We start from the raw sequence: 18441 nt of genomic DNA, 5'->3' as shown, positions 1-18441 counted from the left end.
TAAGAGGAAAAATCATGGAAAGAGAAATAACAGAGGTTTATTGCGGGAACGGGAAAGGAAAGACAACTCTGGCTGTAGGCCGGGGGCTGCGCTTTGCTACACAGGGAAAAAGTGTGATCATCATACAGTTCCTCAAGGGCAGGGAACGCAGAGAATTGGATTTCCTTGAGGAACTGGATAATTTTGATTTCAAGATTTTCCGTTTCGAAAAAATGGACACCTGCTATAATGACCTGAGTGAGCAGGAAAAGGCAGAAGAGAGAACCAATATTCTCAATGGCCTTAATTTCGCACGGAAGGTAATTGCTACCAGAGAGTGTGATTTTCTGCTGCTGGATGAGATCCTCGGGCTTATGGATAAAGGAATCGCTCCAGTTGAGACGATCATCGATATGCTTAAGCAGAAGGATGAAAGTATGCATATAATTATGACCGGACGCTGGCTTCCGGATGCTTTGAAGCCCTATGTGGATAGTATTACCACGATAACAACAGAGCTGACTGACCAGGAACGGGAATAAGCAATATTTCACAGAAGAAAGAAGGAGGAAGACAAATGGCAATTTTTAAAGGAACAGGCGTTGCAATCGTAACACCTATGCATGAAGACGGTAAGGTGAATTTTGAGAAACTTGAGGAAATCCTTGAGGATCAGATCGCGAACAGCACAGACGCCATCGTTATCTGTGGAACAACAGGAGAATCTTCTACTCTGACACACGGAGAGCATCTTCAGACAATTAAGTTCACAATTGATAAAGTTAACAAACGTGTGCCTGTTATCGCAGGAACAGGTTCCAATTGTACAGAGACAGCGATCATGATGTCCAAGGAAGCAGCTTCCTATGGCGCAGACGCTCTTCTTATTGTAACACCTTACTATAACAAGGCTACACAGAAGGGTCTTATCGCTCACTACACAGCAATTGCCAATGCAGTTCCGGAAACTCCGCTCATCATGTACAACGTACCGAGCCGTACAGGCTGCAACATCCAGCCGGCTACAGCAGCTTACCTTGCAAAGAATGTAAAGAACATTGTCGGAATCAAGGAAGCAACAGGAGATCTTTCCCAGATCGCCAAGATGATGTCTCTGGCAGACGGACAGCTTGAGCTTTACTCCGGAAATGATGATCAGGTACTTCCGATTCTTTCTCTTGGCGGACTTGGAGTTATCTCCGTACTTTCCAACGTTGCACCGAAGTTTACACATGACATGGTCATGAAATATTTCGACGGCGACATCAAGGGAGCAACAGAGGATCAGCTGAAAGCTCTTCCGCTGATCAATGCGCTGTTCAGCGAAGTAAACCCGATTCCTGTCAAGACAGCTATGAACCTTATGGGAATGAACGTAGGGCCGCTTCGTATGCCGCTCTGCGAGATGGAAGAGGACACAAAGGCAGCTCTTGCAAAAGAGATCGAGAAATTCGGCCTTAAGCTTGCTAAATGATCTGACTGTAAGCGAAAGGTAAAGGAGAATATACTATGGTAAAAATCATCATGCACGGCTGCAACGGACATATGGGCCAGGTCATCAGCGGCATTGTGGAGAAAGATCCGGATGCTGAGATCGTAGCAGGTATTGATATTGCAGATCAGGGAAAAAACAGCTATCCGGTATTTACCGATATTGACGCATGTCAGGTAGAGGCAGATGCGATCATTGATTTTTCTTCCGCAAAGGCAACAGACAAGCTTCTTGAGTACAGCGCGGCACGCCAGATCCCGGTTGTTCTGTGCAGTACCGGCTTAAGCCAGGAGCAGCTTGCAAAAGTGGAAGAAACATCCCGAAAGGTAGCAGTGCTGAAATCCGCAAACATGTCTCTTGGTATTAACACACTTCTGAAGCTGGTTCAGGACGCAGCTAAGGTTCTTGCAGCTGCAGGCTTTGATATGGAGATCGTAGAGAAGCATCACCGCCTGAAATTAGACGCACCAAGTGGTACTGCACTTGCGCTGGCAGACAGCATTAATGAAGCTATGGATAACCAGTATCATTATGTATATGACCGCAGCCAGAAACGTGAAAAACGCGATGATAAGGAGATCGGTATCTCCGCAGTTCGCGGCGGAACTATCGTAGGTGAGCATGAGATAATTTTTGCAGGTCAGGACGAAGTGATCGAGTTCAAGCATACTGCATATTCCAAGGCTATTTTTGGAAAAGGTGCTGTAGAAGCAGCCAAATTCCTTGCAGGCAAACCGGCAGGACGTTATGATATGAGTGACGTGATCGGCTGATTCTGACAGATTGAGCCGCAACAGAATAAAATTACAGGTAATACAGACGGGGTTCGTGTAAGATCGGACCCCGTCTTTTTTTGATGAAATTGCGGTTTTTGAAATTTTTCCCAGAATAGGATAGCGGAAAAAGTGCCATATTAGGAATACAGAATTTTTTAGAAAAAGGAGAAGATCATATGAAAAAATGGAAGGCGATTCTTTTTGGTACTTTGCTTACCCTGTCTCTGTGTACATTTACAGCCTGCGGCACAGAGGTAAACAATGCGGATGAAACAGTGGATGAAAAAGATGAAAACACGAAGGATAAGGAAAAAGATACAAACGAAAATACTGCCGCAGAAGATGAAACTATGGAAGAAAAAGCAGACAATGACGGTGTGAAGGACAATGGAGAGAGCATCAAGGATTCCGGCACGGATAACAATGAGAGGTCCGATGGAAATATTACCGTGACGCCTGCAGGAAATGGAAATAACGGGACAGCAGCACCCGGAGCTGCGGATGCTGACAGAAACGAAAATGACGGAACTGTATCCGGTGAGCTGGGTGACAGTGTAAAGGACCTTGGCGACGGTGTAGGTAATGCAGTGGATGATATCGGAAACGCAGTGGGAAATGCGGTAGAAGGAAGATAACAGATATTTTACCACAGCATTGCATAAAACTGTTTCAGATGCTATTATCAGTGCATGGAAAGAAAATGGAGGACAGGATTATGAAATTCAGACCATGCATTGATATACATAACGGAAAAGTAAAACAGATCGTAGGAGGAAGCCTGAAGGATCAGGGGGATCAGGCGGCAGAAAATTTTGTGTCAGAGCAGGATGCGGCATTCTATGCAGAGCTTTATAAGAAGGCAGGATTAAAGGGCGGTCATGTGATCCTTCTGAACGGAAAGGATTCCCCGAACTATGAAGCAACGAAAGCCCAGGCACTTCAGGCTCTGGGAAAATATCCCGGAGGGCTTCAGATCGGAGGCGGCATCTGCCCGGAGAATGCGGCAGAATATCTGGAGGCTGGCGCCAGCCACGTGATCGTAACCTCCTATGTGTTTAAAAACGGAGTGATCTCCTGGGAAAATCTGGAGAAGATCCGTGATGCTGCAGGGAAAGAACATCTTGTACTTGACCTGAGCTGCCGCAAAAAAGATGGCAAATATTATATTGTCACAGACCGATGGCAGAAATTTACAGAAGAGATCGTGACACCGGAGCTGATGGAAAGGCTTGGAAGCTTCTGCGACGAATTTCTGGTCCATGCAGTGGATGTGGAAGGAAAGGCCCGAGGTGTGGAAACAGAGCTTGCAAAGCTTCTGGGACAGTATACAGCTCATCCGGTGACCTACGCAGGCGGTGTGGGTTCTATGGCAGATATTGAAGAACTTCGAAAAGCAGGTCAGGGCAGACTGGATGTGACTGTTGGCAGTGCTTTGGATATTTTTGGCGGAAGTATACCCTTTGAAGCTCTGGCTAAAATGAAATAGTATATACAAATAGTGAAGCAGATGCTTTTGTCCCATCAATCTTCTGGCACTGGTGTGCAGATATACATTTGTAATGAATTAATTAGATGAAATACTCTAATAGTTGCGCATTCACGACAAAAAAAACATTTTGAAGGAATATATCGAATAAATTTGGAAAAAATTTATGAAATTTTTGAAAAGTGATGTTAAAATTCAATTTAATATGTTATAATAGCAACATAAAACAGCAAAGGGGATGGAAGTCATGAAATTTATTATTAGTGGAAAGAATATAGCAGTAACCGAAGGACTTAAAACAGCTGTTGAGGACAAGCTTGGTAAACTTGAAAGGTATTTCACTCCTGAAACTGAGATTTCAGTAACCTTAAGCGTTGAGAAGGATCGCCAGAAGATCGAGGTAACGATCCCTGTGAAAGGTAACATTATCCGTTCCGAGCAGGTAAGCAATGATATGTATGTATCCATCGATCTGGTTGAAGAGGTAATTGAGCGTCAGCTTCGTAAATACAAGAACAAGATCGTTGACAAGCAGCAGGAATCCACAAACTTCCAGAAGGCATACCTTGATAAGGATTATGAAGAGGATGAGGAAGTTAAGATCATCCGTACCAAGAAATTTGGGATCAAACCAATGTATCCGGAAGATGCATGCGTACAGATGGAGCTTCTCGGACATAATTTCTTTGTATTCTTTAATGCTGAGACAGAGCAGGTTAACGTAGTTTATAAACGTAAAGGAAATACTTACGGACTGATCGAACCAGAGTTCTGATAGGGAATTTTATTATCACAACTGAATATTGAATGGAAGGCTCCGGGAATCTGTGTGAGAAATCGGCAGGTTTCCGGAGCCTTTTATGTCACAGCAAAATCAGGCTTCTTTTCTGTTGCAAGCAATAGGGGAGAATTATATAATGAAGACATATGCGAAAGGAGAAAGGAAAAAGAAGCTTCCTGTGGTGATCTTAAGTGCAGCTCTTGGTATGACCATGATACCGGCTACCTGTATGGCAGCGGAATTTAACAGTGGTGACACCATAAAAGAACAGACTGTGGAGGACCTGGAACTGAGTTCCGGAGAAAACAATACAAAGGATTCCCAAAAGTCAGAAATACAATGGACAGGATTTAAATGGGACAGCTATTCCCAGGCAGAGATAACGCTTACGTCAGCCGTTAACGGCGTCTGCTATTATAAATGGGCAGAGCGGGGGGAAGACGGAAATCCCCAGGTGCCTCAGATCGAGACCGGAAATACCGTGAATGATGAGGTTTTGATCAGTGAGGATGAAGAGTTCGAGATCACACTTGCAGACCTGGATACAGACCAGGCAGTTGATCTGTATATCCAGATTGAGGATGAGAATGGGAAATTAAGTGATCTGAAGCGGATGGAGCTTGATCAGGACAGCCGCCCGGCGAAAAAAACAGATTCTGAGAAAAAACATAAAGCATCCAAACCAAAGGCAGAGGACAGTACGGTAGAGGGGCTGGATTCTCCTCTGGAATTCTATCCGGATACATTTTATGATTTTAAGGTTATCGGTGCAGGTACCGATAATGAGGATCCGGAAAACGGAGATATTAAGTGGGTGCCTGTTTACTGGAGCACATCTGCGAATCCGAATTCCAACCGGATCCGAAGCACCTGGAAGATCGGTTCCAAGGAAGGAATCGACCAGGAGGGAACTTTTAATCTGTATGTTTTCTTCCGCAAATATACCTGCAAGGATTCCAAATGGCAGTCTACGGATAAGATACAGTCTGTACAGTACAAGTTTCAGTCAGCCCCACTTTCCGAAAAATAATACTGTGTGGAGTGCGAATATCTCCTTGACATAACAAATATGTAACTCACGGAGAAAAGGAGGAAGGTAAATGAAGAAAAAAGTTCTGGCACTTTTTTTAAGTGCCGCGCTTTGTGTGACGGTGCTTCCGGCAACCGGTATGGCTGCAGAGTTTGGCAGCGGTGATGCAGAAATCACAGAAAATGCGGAGAACAGCGAGGATACTTTCGGCGGAGCTGAGGAAGGAGTTTCAGAAGAAATCTCCAGTGAGGATGATCCGGAAGTATTATTGACAGAACTGATACCTGAAGAAGCAGGAGACAGTATGGAAGAAGAAAACACAGAAGCTATGTCAGCGTCAGCTCCGGAGCTGACAGTGACACCGACAGCGGGTCCGGAACCGACAGTGCCACCGATAACGGATCCGGAACCGACAGTGCCACCGACAGCGGATCCTGAACTGACAGTGCCACCAACACCGGTGCCCAAAATAAACGTAAAATGGACCGGAGAAAAATGGGTAAGCCGCAGTTCTGTAAACGTGACACTGCAAGTTGATGCAAACGGAGCCTGTTACTACAAAGCTGCAGCGAGAAAAAAGGACGGAACATCTGATGTTCCGAAGCTTGATATGGGAAACTCTCATGTGGTGGTTACTACAGACCGAAGCTTTGTGATATATCTTAAGAATCTGGATATAGAGAAAGAATTTGATCTGTATCTTAAGGTATTGGGTTCAGACGGAAGAACCAGCAACCTGAAAAAATTAAAACTAAATTACAGGGGGACCCGCCCGAAATATGATGTAACGCCGACACCAGCCTATACACCGAAAGTATATAATTCCAGAGATAGTGTTTTAAGAGGTTTGGAATCTCCGCTGAAATTTACTCCGAATACATTTTATGAGTTTACTGTGATCGGTGCGGGAACTACGAATACAAATCCCGGGCCTGGAGATGTGAAGTGGGTGCCTGTTTACTGGAGTACAGCCGCTAATCCGACATATAGTCAGATGCATACAGCATGGAAGATCGGTTCTGCCAAGGGAATCAATAAAGCGGCAACCTATAATCTGTATGTCTTTTTCGCAAAATATACTTACACAGGTGGTCAATGGCAGGAAACAGATATAATCGAATCCGTCAAATACCAGTTCCGGTCCGCGGCCTTGACAATTGTAAAGCTTACCACTCCCGGGCTATCCGGTATTTCCAACAGCCCTGCCGGTATCATCTTCAAATGGAAAAAAGCTGCAAATGCTTCCGGCTATAAGATCTATCGAAGGACCGGAAACAGCAGCAAGTGGGTCAATATCGCTACCGTAAGCGGAAGCAATACGCTGGTCTATACAGACGGATCAGTAAAATCAGGAACCATGTATACCTATACAGTCCGCGCATACAAGGGCTCTGCTTTAAGTGCTTATAACAAAAACGGCAGCCGGATCGTCCGTCTGACAGCTCCGGTGCAGTACAAACCGTCCAGCAAGGCTTCCGGGAAGCTGACTGTCCGCTGGAAAAAAGCAGCTGGTGCTTCCGGCTATCAGATCCAGTATGCGGCATCAAGGTCCATGAGAGGGTCCAGGACAGTGTCCGCCAGTGCACTGACCCGAACACTTTCCGGTTTGAAAAAGGGAAGCACTTATTATGTTCGTATCCGTGCATACAAAAAAGTGAGCGGAAAGACATATTACAGTACCTGGAGCAGTGTAAAAAATGCAAAAGTAAGGAAATAAGATTTGTAATATCCCGCGGGATCCTTGAAAACAGGATCCTATGCGGGATATTTTCTGTTGTTCCTGACATGATTTGTTAAATAATTGTTCATTGTTTTTATAACAGGAAAGTGGTAGAATATATACCATATGTGATCCAGTATAACGGATATCAACAGAGAACTGGAATGATCCAAAATTGGACAGATCAGAGACAGCAGTCTTATTCGAATAAAATGATTGGAGCAGAAACATGAATGTTTTTTCAAAAGTATTTGGAACCCGCAGCCAGCGTGAGGTAAAACGTATCATGCCGCTGGTTGAAAAAACCGAGAGCTATCAGTCTCAGATGCAGCAGCTTACGGATGAGCAGTTACGAGACAAAACAAGAGAATATAAGAAACGTCTTGCAGAAGGTGCAACACTGGATGATCTTCTTCCGGAGGCATTTGCCACCGTACGTGAGGCAGCCAAGCGTGTACTTGGAATGGAGCATTACCGTGTACAGATCATCGGTGGTATCATCCTTCACCAGGGCCGTATCGCCGAGATGAAAACAGGTGAAGGTAAAACTCTTGTTTCCACACTTCCTGCATATCTGAATGCCCTTGAGGGAAAAGGTGTCCACATCGTAACCGTCAACGACTACCTGGCAAAACGAGATGCTGAGTGGATGGGTAAGGTTCACGAGTTCCTTGGCCTGACTGTAGGCGTGGTACTTAACGACATGAAGCCGGAAGAGCGCCGTGCGGCATACGGATGTGACATCACATACGTAACAAACAACGAACTTGGATTTGATTATCTTCGTGACAACATGGTCATCTATAAAGAACAGCTTGTTCAGAGAGATCTTCACTACTGTATCATCGATGAGATCGACTCTGTCCTGATCGATGAGGCACGTACACCTCTGATCATTTCCGGACAGAGCGGCAAGTCCACCAAGCTTTATGAGGTGTGCGATATCCTTGCACAGCAGCTGGAGCGTGGTGAGGCCAGCCATGAGATGACCAAGATGGCAGCCATCATGGGTGAGGAGGTTATCGAGACCGGTGACTTCGTTGTAAATGAGAAAGATAAGATCGTTAACCTTACCGAGCAGGGTATCAAGAAGGTTGAGAAATTCTTTAATATCGAGAACCTGGCAGATCCGGAAAACCTGGAGATCCAGCACAACATCATCCTTGCACTTCGTGCACATAATCTGATGCACAAGGATCAGGATTATGTTGTAAAAGATGACGAGATCCTGATCGTTGATGAGTTTACCGGACGTATCATGCCGGGCCGTCGTTACTCCGATGGTCTTCATCAGGCGATCGAGGCGAAAGAGCATGTGAAGGTTAAGAGAGAGAGTAAGACTCTCGCAACCATTACCTTCCAGAACTTTTTCAACAAATATGACAAAAAAGGCGGTATGACAGGTACAGCCCTCACCGAGGAAAAAGAGTTCCGTGATATCTACGGCATGGACGTTGTAGAGATCCCGACCAACCGTGTAGTACAGCGTAAAGACCTTGACGATGCTGTTTACATGACAAAGAAAGAGAAATTCAACGCCGTTGTAGAGGCAGTTAAGGAAGCTCACGCAAAACATCAGCCGGTACTGGTTGGTACGATCACCATCGAGACTTCCGAGCTTCTCAGCAGAATGCTGAAGAGAGAGGGAATCCCCCACAATGTATTGAATGCCAAGTTCCATGAGCTTGAGGCTGAGATTGTAGCTCAGGCAGGACAGGCAGATGCCGTTACCATCGCGACCAACATGGCAGGCCGTGGTACCGATATCAAGCTTGACGATGTGGCAAGAGAGGCCGGCGGTCTGAAGATCATCGGTACCGAGCGTCATGAGTCAAGACGTATCGATAACCAGCTCCGTGGACGTTCCGGACGACAGGGAGATCCGGGTGAATCCCGTTTCTACATTTCCCTTGAGGATGACCTGATGCGTCTGTTCGGTTCCGAGAGACTGATGAAGGTGTTCACATCCCTTGGTGTTGAGGAGAATGAGCAGATCGAGCACAAGATGCTTTCCAATGCTATCGAGAAAGCCCAGGAGAAGATCGAGTTCAACAACTTCGGTATCCGTAAAAATCTTCTCGACTATGACCAGGTTAACAATGAGCAGAGAGAGATCATCTATGAGGAGCGCCGCCAGGTACTTGACGGTGAGAATATGCGTGATGCCATCTACAAGATGATCACAGATATCGTAGACAGCATGACAGACATGTGCTTTTCCGATGACATGGATTCTTCTGAGTGGGATCTTAATGAGTTCAACACTGCGATCACTCCGATCATCCCGATCCATCCGCTGACCGCAGAGAAGGTAAAAGGCCATAAGAAAGATGAGATCAAGCACATTGTGAAGGAAGAGGCTGTGAAGCTTTATGAAGCGAAGGAGGCTGAGTTCCCGGAACCGGAGCAGCTTCGTGAGCTTGAGCGAGTTGTTCTTCTGAAATGCATCGACAGCAAATGGATGGATCACATCGATGATATGGAAATGCTCCGTCAGGGTATCGGTCTGATGGCATACGGCCAGAGAGATCCGGTTGTTGAGTACAAGATGAACGCATTCGAGATGTTTAACAGCATGATCAGCTCCATTCAGGAAGACACTGTACGTATACTGTATCATGTTCATGTGGAGCAGAAGATCGAGCGTGAGCAGGTTGCTAAGGTAACCGGCACAAACAAAGATGACAGCGCAGGCCCGAAGAAACCGGTTCAGCGAAAAGAAGATAAAGTATACCCGAATGATCCATGCCCATGCGGAAGCGGCAAGAAATACAAACAGTGCTGCGGACGTAAGGCTGCCAGGATCTGAGAAGGAAGATAAAAATAGTCTCACCCGGATGATGCGGTGGGGCTATTTTTTCTGGAATTTCTGTTACACAGGAACAGAGTACAGCGAATATTAAATAACCGTCATATAGACTTGTCTGATTTTTCATATGCTGCGTTGTTGTCAATCGCCGTAGCCACCGCTACGCTTCATTCCCCCGCTCTGCATATGAGAAAGTCATCCGCGTCAATATAACAGATACTTAATTTTCGCTGTAAGAGAAGGGGTATGATAATATGGCAATTATAAAAACTGCAATTCTTCAGACACATGTATATACTGATAAATTTCGCAATATCACCCAGGCAGCAGAACTTCTTGCCAGCCCGGAGCTTCAGGGGATCGATCTGGCAGCCCTGCCCGAAATGTTCTGCTGCCCCTACGAAAATAAATACTTTCCGGAATATGCCGAAATTGAGGGCGGAGATACCTGGGAAAAATGTTCCCGACTGGCGGCAGAACACGGAATTTATCTCGTAGCAGGAAGTATGCCGGAGAGAGATGAAGCCGGCAATATTTATAACACTTCCTATGTCTTTGACAGAAATGGTCATCAGATCGGTAAGCACCGGAAGATGCATCTTTTTGACATTGATGTAAAAGGCGGTCAGTATTTTAAAGAGTCCGATACCCTGACACCGGGAGACCAGGTGACGGTTTTTGATACAGAATTTGGTAAGATGGGCCTTTGCATCTGCTACGACTTCCGTTTTCCGGAGCTTGCCAGGCTGATGGTGGACGAAGGCGCCCAGGTAATCATCGTGCCGGCTGCTTTTAACATGACAACAGGGCCCCTTCACTGGGAGCTGATGTTCCGCCAGAGAGCCGTGGATAACCAGGTATACACCATCGGAGCTGCCCCCGCCAGAGACCTGAACGCCGGGTATCATTCCTGGGGTCACTCCATTGCCGCAGACCCCTGGGGAAAAGTCCTCATGGAAATGGAAGAAAAGCCGGACGTGGAGATAGTGGAACTGGATCTGGACGAGGTAAAAAAAGTCCGTGAGCAGCTGCCGCTTCTGAAGCACAGAAGAGGGGATATTTACGCCCTGACCACGTTTTCGTTGTAATTTCCATGCCCATATGGTATTGTATAAGACAGGCAGGAAATCCTGTATCAATATATAGAAAGAAGGTGAAGCTGTGGTTGAGTTAGATCAGTTCAAGAGTATTCTTGCAACATACACAGAGCCATTAGTGGAAGTGAGGGATTCACTTTGACCTCGCTAACAAAGAGCAGAAGGTCGAAGAATTAGAGCGCGAGATGGAGGCGCCTGATTTCTGGGATAATGCGGAAGCATCCCAGATGAAGATGAAACAGTTAAAGAGTCTCAAGGACGATATTGAGACATACCATAATCTGGAAACACAGATGGAAGATATGGAAACCATGATCGAGATGGGATATGAGGAGAATGATCCTGAGATCGTCCCTGAGATCCAGGAAATGCTGGACGAGTTCCAGGCAAGCTTTGACAGCATCCGTGTGAAGACACTCCTTTCCGGAGAGTACGACGGAGAGAACGCCATCATCAAGCTGAACGCAGGAGCCGGCGGAACAGAGGCCTGCGACTGGTGCGGAATGCTTTATCGTATGTACAGCAGATGGGCGGAGAAGAAAGGCTTTGCGCTGGAGGTCCTGGATTACCTTGACGGTGATGAGGCCGGTGTGAAATCCGTAACCTTCCAGGTGAACGGAGAGAACGCCTACGGTTATCTGAAATCCGAGAAGGGTGTTCATCGTCTTGTACGTATTTCTCCGTTTAATGCAGCAGGAAAGAGACAGACCTCTTTTGTATCCTGCGATGTTATGCCGGATATCAAGAAGGATCTGGATGTTGAGATCAATGATGACGATATCCGTATCGATACCTACCGAAGCAGTGGTGCCGGTGGACAGCATATCAACAAGACATCCTCTGCGATCCGTATCACCCATTTTCCAACAGGAATCGTGGTACAGTGCCAGAATGAACGTTCTCAGCACATGAACAAGGACAAGGCTATGCAGATGCTGAAGGCTAAACTGTATCTGCTGAAACAGCAGGAAGCCGAGGAGAAGCTTTCCGGCATTCGAGGCGAAGTGACAGATATCGGCTGGGGAAACCAGATCCGTTCCTATGTCCTGCAGCCATACACCATGGTAAAAGACCATAGAACCAATGAAGAAACCGGTAATGTTGACGCAGTTCTGGACGGTGGTATTGACATTTTTATCAATGCATATCTGAAATGGATCGCGCTGGCGAAAAAGAAAGAATAACATTACTGTCACGGAACCCCATAAAGACAGAGAAAAGGACTCCGCAGGCAAAAAAGCGCTTGTGGAGTTTCTTTTATTATGATAATATATCTCTTGTACAAAAACAGTTGTCTTTATGAAACGGACAAGAGGCTGCTGGCCGCAATGTGAACAGCAGTCAGAGAGGTTGCTATGCAGAAACAGGTTGAAAAGAAAAAATACTATGTAGTAAGAGAACGGGCAGTGCCGGAGGTACTTCTCAAGGTGGTTGAGGCCAAGAGATTGCTGGAATCCAAACGGGTGGCTACTGTTCAGGAAGCTGCTGAAAGGACCGGGATTAGCCGAAGTTCTTTTTACAAATATAAGGACGATATTTTTCCTTTCCACGAGGAGACCAAGGGAAAGACCATCACCTTTATCATTCAGATGGACGATGAGCCGGGGCTTTTATCAATGGTGCTGCAGACGATTGCCCGTTTTCACGGTAATATCCTGACCATACATCAGAGTATTCCCATTAACGGAGTCGCAACACTGACGCTGAGCGTTGACATCCTTCCGGGAGAAGGCGACGCAGAGGCTATGGTGGAGGATATTGAGCAGAGAGACGGTATACACTATTTGAAAATTTTAGGCAGGGAGTAAGCATATGATAAACATAGCAGTATTAGGCTACGGTACAGTAGGAAGCGGAGTTGTTGAAGTCATCAACACCAATCATGAGAGCATTAACAAGAGAGCTGGAGATGAGATTAACATCAAGTACGTTCTTGATTTAAGAGATTTTCCGGGAGATCCGGTTGAGAAAGTTCTGGTTCATGATTATGAAGTGATCGTAAACGATCCGGAGGTAGATATTGTTGTTGAGGTTATGGGCGGGATCGAGCCGGCTTATACCTTTGTAAAAAGAGCGCTTCAGGCAGGAAAGAGCGTAAGCACATCCAATAAGGCTCTGGTAGCCAAGCATGGTTCCGAGCTCATGGAGATCGCAAAAGAAAAAAATATCAATTTCCTTTTTGAGGCAAGCTGCGGCGGCGGTATCCCGATCATTCGCGCACTGAATTCTTCACTGACAGCAGATGAGATCGATGAGATCACAGGAATCCTTAACGGAACCACCAACTACATGCTTTACAAGATGAGCACAGAGAACTGTGATTTTGATACGGTTCTGAAGGAAGCTCAGGCAAAGGGCTATGCAGAGGCAGATCCGACTGCAGACGTAGGAGGTGCTGACGCATGCCGTAAGATCGCCATCCTTTCTTCACTTGCATACGGAAAATTCCTGAATTACGAGGATATTTATACAGAAGGAATCACAAAGATCACACCGGCAGATATGGAATATGCAAAAGAGCTTGGCATGACTATCAAGCTTCTTGCCACAAGCCGCAGGATCGGAGATTCTTTCTATGCAATGGTAGCGCCGTTCCTGGTAGGCCAGAGTAGCCCGCTTTACAGTGTAAATGATGTGTTTAATGCAGTATTTGTGCACGGAAATGTTCTTGGAGATGCCATGTTCTACGGAAGCGGAGCAGGTAAGCTTCCGACTGCAAGTGCAGTAGTTGCAGATGTTGTGGATGAAGCAAAGCATCTCCACAGAAATATCATGACAAACTGGAGCAGCTATGCCCTGAAGCTTATGGATATGGATGAAGTTGAGGGACGTTTCTTCGTACGTGTGTCTGATACTACTATGGATGAAGTGGAAAAAGCTTTTGGTGATGTACAGACCATCGAGCCGGATGACCTTCCGGACGAATTCGGATTTATCACACCGGTGATGAAGCAGGCTGAATATTATGAGAAGATCAGCAAGCTCACCGGAAAAGTACTGGCAATGATCCGTGTAAAGGATTGATGCCGAAGGGAAGAAAAGAACATGTTGATTGTAAAAAAATTTGGCGGTACTTCTGTGGCAAACAAAGAGCGTATCTTTAATGTTGCCAGAAGATGTATCGAAGATTACAAAAAAGGAAACGACGTGGTGGTCGTGCTTTCTGCAATGGGTAAGTATACCGATGAGCTGATCACCATGGCAAAGGATATCAATGACAAACCTCCGAAACGTGAGATGGATATGCTTTTTACCATCGGAGAGCAGATGTCAGTGGCACTGATGTCCATGGCTATGGACAGTCTGGGAGTACCGGCTGTTTCTCTGAACGCCTTTCAGGTAGCTATGCACACAACAAGTGCACATAGCAGCGCACGCCTGAAAAAGATCGATGCGGCACGTATCCGCAGAGAGCTGGATAACCGCAGGATCGTTGTGGTCACAGGCTTCCAGGGCATTGATAAATATAATGACTATACCACACTTGGACGTGGCGGTTCTGATACCACAGCCGTAGCTCTTGCGGCAGCGCTTCATGCAGATGCCTGTGAGATCTATACCGATGTGGACGGTGTTTATACCGCTGACCCGCGTAAGGTTCCGAATGCCCGCAAGCTCAAGGAGATCACTTACGATGAGATGCTGGATCTGGCAACTCTGGGTGCGGGAGTGCTTCATAACCGTTCTGTGGAGATGGCAAAGAAATACGGCGTGCCGCTGGTGGTACGTTCCAGTCTCAACAACAGCGAAGGAACTGTGGTAAAGGAGGAAGTAACAGTGGAGAGAATGCTGATCAGCGGTGTTGCTCTGGATACAGATGCAGTACGTATTGCTGTGATTGGACTTAAAGATTCACCAGGAGTGGCATTTAAGCTTTTTGATACCCTGGCTAAGAAAAATATCAATGTGGATATGATCCTTCAGTCTATCGGCCGTGCCGGAACCAAGGACATTTCCTTTACTGTTGATAAAAATGATCTGGACGATGCAATGGGTGTTCTGGAAGCTAACCAGGCACGCATCGCTTATTCTGAGCTTCATGCGGAGAAAAACATTGCCAAGCTTTCTATTGTAGGAGCAGGTATGATGAGCAATCCGGGTGTTGCTGCAAAAATGTTCGAGAGCCTTTACAATGAGGGTGTGAACATCAATATGATCGCAACATCTGAGATCCGTGTGACGGTGCTCATTAACGAGAAAGATGGTGTACGTGCCATGAATGCGGTACATGATGCGTTTAATCTTGCAGACTAAACAGATGTGAAATATGAGAATATGATATATCTGAAGTAAAAAATGACGGGGCGGAGGCTTGGATGAGTCTCCGCCTTCTATAACGAAGGGATACAGAATTATGAGAAAAAATCTGAAGGGCTGTAAGAAGCTGGCAGGGGAAACTCTGGCCGGTAATTTTACGGTCCCTGTGATCGGAAGTATTGCGGTTGCGGCGATGAGCGCAGTTTCAAGCTATATTTCCACAGCACTTTTTCCGGGAGATTCCCTGTATGCGATCATTGGAGGAGAGGTATTCAGCTTTGTCCTTTCTCTGGTGATCTGTATTTTTTCCGCAGGACTTTACCGGATCTATCTGAATATTTCCAGAAGGGAAACCTACTCTTTCGGAGACCTTCTGTACTTTTTCAGCCATCAGCCGGATCATGTGATCGTGGCATCCTTTGTGCTGGCATTGATCAATCTGGTGACATCACTTCCACTGGCGTGGTTTTCTTTTACAAGCAATATGGGAAATACAACGGAGGAGCAGATGAACTGGGCAGTAACTTACATGCTGCTCACACTTCTCGGGTTCGCGCTGAACCTGCTGGCAGCTATGCCGTTCACCATGAGCTATTACATCCTGTCCGATAATTCGGACATAAAAGGAGTGCAGGCACTGAAAGCCAGTGCAAAGCTTATGAAGGGACATTACTGGGAATATATGAAAATGCTCTTAAGTTTTGTTCCGTGGATCATTTTTTCCATATTTACATTGTATCTGGCACTGATCTGGCTGGTGCCTTATATAGAAACCTGTATGGCGGTTTTCTATCGGAATATTTCCGGAGAGTTTGATGAACCTCCGGTGGATACTTATCCTCCGGTAACTCCGATCCCGCAGTTCCACGATGAAACCGAAGCCTGATCGCCTTCCGGAGGATGTTTTCCCTTTCCGGGAGGATGCATGAAACGCAGGTGATGCCCTTTCCGGGGGGATGCTTGAAACGCAGGTGATGCCCTTTCCGGGGGGATGCTTGAAACACAGGTACTTTCCCTTTCAGGGGGACCATTTTGGCATGGGCAGGTATGAGGGGGAAAGCACTCAAAGTTGCGAAGCCCGCTTTTCCCCCTCGAGCTCCCCCTTTCCGGGCACGCAGCTATTGTAGGTTGTAGGAATATGTGAAGATATTGGAGGGGCGATGGATTCTACTACGTTGGCTGTGGAAGGTTGAGCCGATTTATGCTGACGTAAATATATTGGCGAAGCCTGTTCCTGAATAACAGCGATACACCACAATCCAGAGAACAAGCCCGCTACGCAGTCCACTTTCCCATTCAGCCAGAAGCAACAAATAGTGTAGAAGTAATAATCAGCGCCGAAGCAATAAACAGTGCCGAAGCAATAATCGGCTCAGCCTGCTACTGCCAGTGCAGCAGAATACATGGCCGAATCAATAATCGGCTCAGTCTGTCACTGCCGATACAGCAGAATACAGGACTGAGCCGATACACTTACACATTCCACAACGCATCACAGTGGCGTGGCCAGGAGGGGAAGAGCGCGAGAAGGGGAGACGGCCTTCGCAACTATGAGTGCTTCCCCTTCTCGCAAATTACCCACTTTCAAAAAGTGAAAACTATAATCCAAAAAAATCAAACCATCCAATTTCCTCTCACTTTCAAAAAGTGAAAACTATAATCCAAAAAAATCAAACCATCCAATTTCCTCTCACTTCAAAAGGTGAAAACTACAATCCCAAAAAATCAAACTATCCAATTTATCTCACTTCAAAAAGTGAAAACTATAATCCAAAAAAATCAAACCATCCAATTTCCTCTCACTTCAAAAAGTGAAAACTACAATCCCAAAAAATCAAACTACCCAATTTATCTCACTTCAAAAAGTGAAAACTATAATCTAAAAAATCAAACCACACAATTTCCCCTCACTTCAAAAAGTGAAAACCATAATCCAAAAAGCAAACCACATAATTATAGATTCAAAGGAAGTCGTCCCACAACCTCCTTTGTCAACCCACCTATGAGAATCCCCGCCAGGACACCTGCTACCAGCAGTGCCGGTGCATAAACCATCAAACTCGTATTGCTCACCACGATCATGGCAACGATCAGCTGCCCGATATTATGTGTGACACCACCGGCCACACTGATACCGATCAGACTGAAGCCGGAATGTTTTTTCAAAAGCTCCATCACAGTCAGGCTAAGCGCAGCGCCAGCCAGACTATACAAAATACTGAACAGATTTCCAAACATAAATCCGATCACCAGGATCCTGACAACGGACACGAGAGCCGCTTCTTTAAAGGAATATCGGTCCAGTATAAAAAGCACCGCCAGGTTTGCAAGCCCGAGCTTGATACCCGGAATCCCTGTAAATACAGGGACCAGAGACTCCACATATCCAAAAATGATCGCTACTGCGGCAAATAATCCGAGATAAGCTGTTTTTCGTTTCATAAATAAATCCTTTCATTTGTTACAGGAATATCGTTGCAGGAATAGCACAGACAGAATATCATCTGTCAGAGAAAAATCTACGGAGAACACGCATTGCGCATATTCTCCGGAAATTTTATGTCACCGCATCAATTTTAGGCGAACTCTCCGAATCCTCTGCAGTATTTTCCCCTTCTATCACAACCTTATTAGGAAGGCAGATGATGGAACCGCCGTGCTCGTCCACAGCCTTCTGTTTCATACAGTAATGATCCGGGCAGGTTGCTTCGATCATTGTAACTTTTCCATCTTTGATCTCGCAGACATTGGTGTCTCCGATGTGGATGATCTGGTCCTGGGAAAGCGAATAGGTTCCGAATTCTTTTCCGTCAACGGTAATACGGATCGTATTATGGGAACGTTTCCCTGCAATCTGAAAACCAAGCCAGAGAACCCCCGCCAGAATCAGGATCCCGGCAATAAAAATCAATTCTTTTTTCTTCAAAACAAATCTCCATTTCTGTTACAGATTCAGAAAAAATCATATCATAATCGAAATTAAAAGGCAAACATAAGTTAATGATATCTAACCA

17 protein-coding genes are annotated in these 18441 nt (G+C 45.8%); 15 read left to right on the top strand and 2 right to left on the bottom strand.

The window, feature by feature from the left end:
* Nucleotides 1-14 precede the first annotated feature (14 nt).
* The 15 genes from DMI82_RS16585 (at nucleotide 15) to DMI82_RS16515 (ending at nucleotide 16313) form a co-directional block, all read left to right on the top strand.
* Nucleotides 15-521, top strand: coding sequence for a cob(I)yrinic acid a,c-diamide adenosyltransferase (locus DMI82_RS16585; RefSeq protein ID WP_015526247.1), 507 nt, complete (start codon nucleotides 15-17; stop codon nucleotides 519-521).
* Between the two features lie 35 nt (nucleotides 522-556).
* Complete coding sequence (gene dapA / locus DMI82_RS16580; protein ID WP_110104013.1) at nucleotides 557-1453, top strand: 4-hydroxy-tetrahydrodipicolinate synthase; 897 nt, start codon at nucleotides 557-559, stop codon at nucleotides 1451-1453.
* A 35-nt stretch (nucleotides 1454-1488) separates the two neighbouring features.
* Complete coding sequence (gene dapB / locus DMI82_RS16575) at nucleotides 1489-2244, top strand: 4-hydroxy-tetrahydrodipicolinate reductase (protein WP_015526245.1); 756 nt, start codon at nucleotides 1489-1491, stop codon at nucleotides 2242-2244.
* Nucleotides 2245-2423: 179 nt separating this feature from the next.
* A complete protein-coding gene (locus tag DMI82_RS16570; protein WP_110104012.1) occupies nucleotides 2424-2882 on the top strand; it encodes a hypothetical protein in 459 nt (152 codons plus the stop codon).
* A gap of 80 nt (nucleotides 2883-2962) precedes the next feature.
* On the top strand, nucleotides 2963-3733 hold the full coding sequence (hisA, locus tag DMI82_RS16565) for a phosphoribosylformimino-5-aminoimidazole carboxamide ribotide isomerase (RefSeq protein ID WP_015526243.1): 771 nt from the start codon (nucleotides 2963-2965) through the stop codon (nucleotides 3731-3733).
* A 247-nt stretch (nucleotides 3734-3980) separates the two neighbouring features.
* Nucleotides 3981-4508: a ribosome hibernation-promoting factor, HPF/YfiA family gene (hpf, locus tag DMI82_RS16560; protein ID WP_015526242.1), complete on the top strand. Its 528-nt coding sequence runs from the start codon at nucleotides 3981-3983 to the stop codon at nucleotides 4506-4508.
* 142 nt (nucleotides 4509-4650) lie between these two features.
* Complete coding sequence (locus DMI82_RS16555; RefSeq protein WP_110104011.1) at nucleotides 4651-5544, top strand: hypothetical protein; 894 nt, start codon at nucleotides 4651-4653, stop codon at nucleotides 5542-5544.
* 70 nt (nucleotides 5545-5614) lie between these two features.
* Entirely contained in the window at nucleotides 5615-7261 is a 1647-nt protein-coding gene (locus DMI82_RS16550) for a fibronectin type III domain-containing protein (protein WP_110104010.1), read from the top strand.
* A gap of 232 nt (nucleotides 7262-7493) precedes the next feature.
* Entirely contained in the window at nucleotides 7494-10073 is a 2580-nt protein-coding gene (gene secA, locus DMI82_RS16545) for a preprotein translocase subunit SecA (protein WP_110104009.1), read from the top strand.
* Between the two features lie 254 nt (nucleotides 10074-10327).
* Nucleotides 10328-11161 (top strand): carbon-nitrogen hydrolase family protein, encoded by an 834-nt coding sequence (locus DMI82_RS16540; protein WP_110104008.1) that lies wholly within the window; start codon nucleotides 10328-10330, stop codon nucleotides 11159-11161.
* Between the two features lie 73 nt (nucleotides 11162-11234).
* Nucleotides 11235-12354, top strand: a protein-coding gene (gene prfB, locus DMI82_RS16535; RefSeq protein WP_110104007.1) for a peptide chain release factor 2 whose coding sequence is annotated in 2 segments (ribosomal slippage) — nucleotides 11235-11309 and nucleotides 11311-12354 — 1119 coding nt in all. Because the reading frame shifts where the segments join, the coding sequence is not laid out codon by codon here.
* 171 nt (nucleotides 12355-12525) lie between these two features.
* Nucleotides 12526-12978, top strand: a complete 453-nt coding sequence (locus tag DMI82_RS16530) for an ACT domain-containing protein (protein ID WP_059086691.1) — start codon at nucleotides 12526-12528, stop codon at nucleotides 12976-12978.
* A 4-nt stretch (nucleotides 12979-12982) separates the two neighbouring features.
* Nucleotides 12983-14194 (top strand): homoserine dehydrogenase, encoded by a 1212-nt coding sequence (locus DMI82_RS16525; RefSeq protein ID WP_021652697.1) that lies wholly within the window; start codon nucleotides 12983-12985, stop codon nucleotides 14192-14194.
* A 21-nt stretch (nucleotides 14195-14215) separates the two neighbouring features.
* The gene (locus DMI82_RS16520) at nucleotides 14216-15424 is read left to right on the top strand and encodes an aspartate kinase (RefSeq protein WP_021652698.1); all 1209 of its coding nucleotides are present in this window, start codon (nucleotides 14216-14218) and stop codon (nucleotides 15422-15424) included.
* 100 nt (nucleotides 15425-15524) lie between these two features.
* On the top strand, nucleotides 15525-16313 hold the full coding sequence (locus DMI82_RS16515) for a DUF975 family protein (protein WP_110104006.1): 789 nt from the start codon (nucleotides 15525-15527) through the stop codon (nucleotides 16311-16313).
* Nucleotides 16314-17380: 1067 nt separating this feature from the next.
* Here DMI82_RS16515 and DMI82_RS16510 read toward each other — a convergent pair.
* Both DMI82_RS16510 and DMI82_RS16505 read right to left on the bottom strand, forming a co-directional pair.
* Nucleotides 17381-17869 carry a Gx transporter family protein gene (locus DMI82_RS16510; RefSeq protein ID WP_015526232.1) on the bottom strand — a complete coding sequence of 163 codons (489 nt, stop codon included), beginning with the start codon at nucleotides 17867-17869 and terminating at the stop codon, nucleotides 17381-17383.
* Nucleotides 17870-17984: 115 nt separating this feature from the next.
* The gene (locus DMI82_RS16505) at nucleotides 17985-18353 is read right to left on the bottom strand and encodes a NusG domain II-containing protein (protein ID WP_059086694.1); all 369 of its coding nucleotides are present in this window, start codon (nucleotides 18351-18353) and stop codon (nucleotides 17985-17987) included.
* Nucleotides 18354-18441: the final 88 nt, after the last annotated feature.

The sequence above is a fragment of the Blautia sp. BCRC 81119 genome, from assembly GCF_003184505.1.
Classification (GTDB): Bacteria; Bacillota; Clostridia; order Lachnospirales; family Lachnospiraceae; genus Blautia_A; species Blautia_A fusiformis.
The sequence above is the reverse complement of the archived record's forward strand: the minus strand, read 5'-3'. Positions and strand labels throughout refer to the sequence as shown.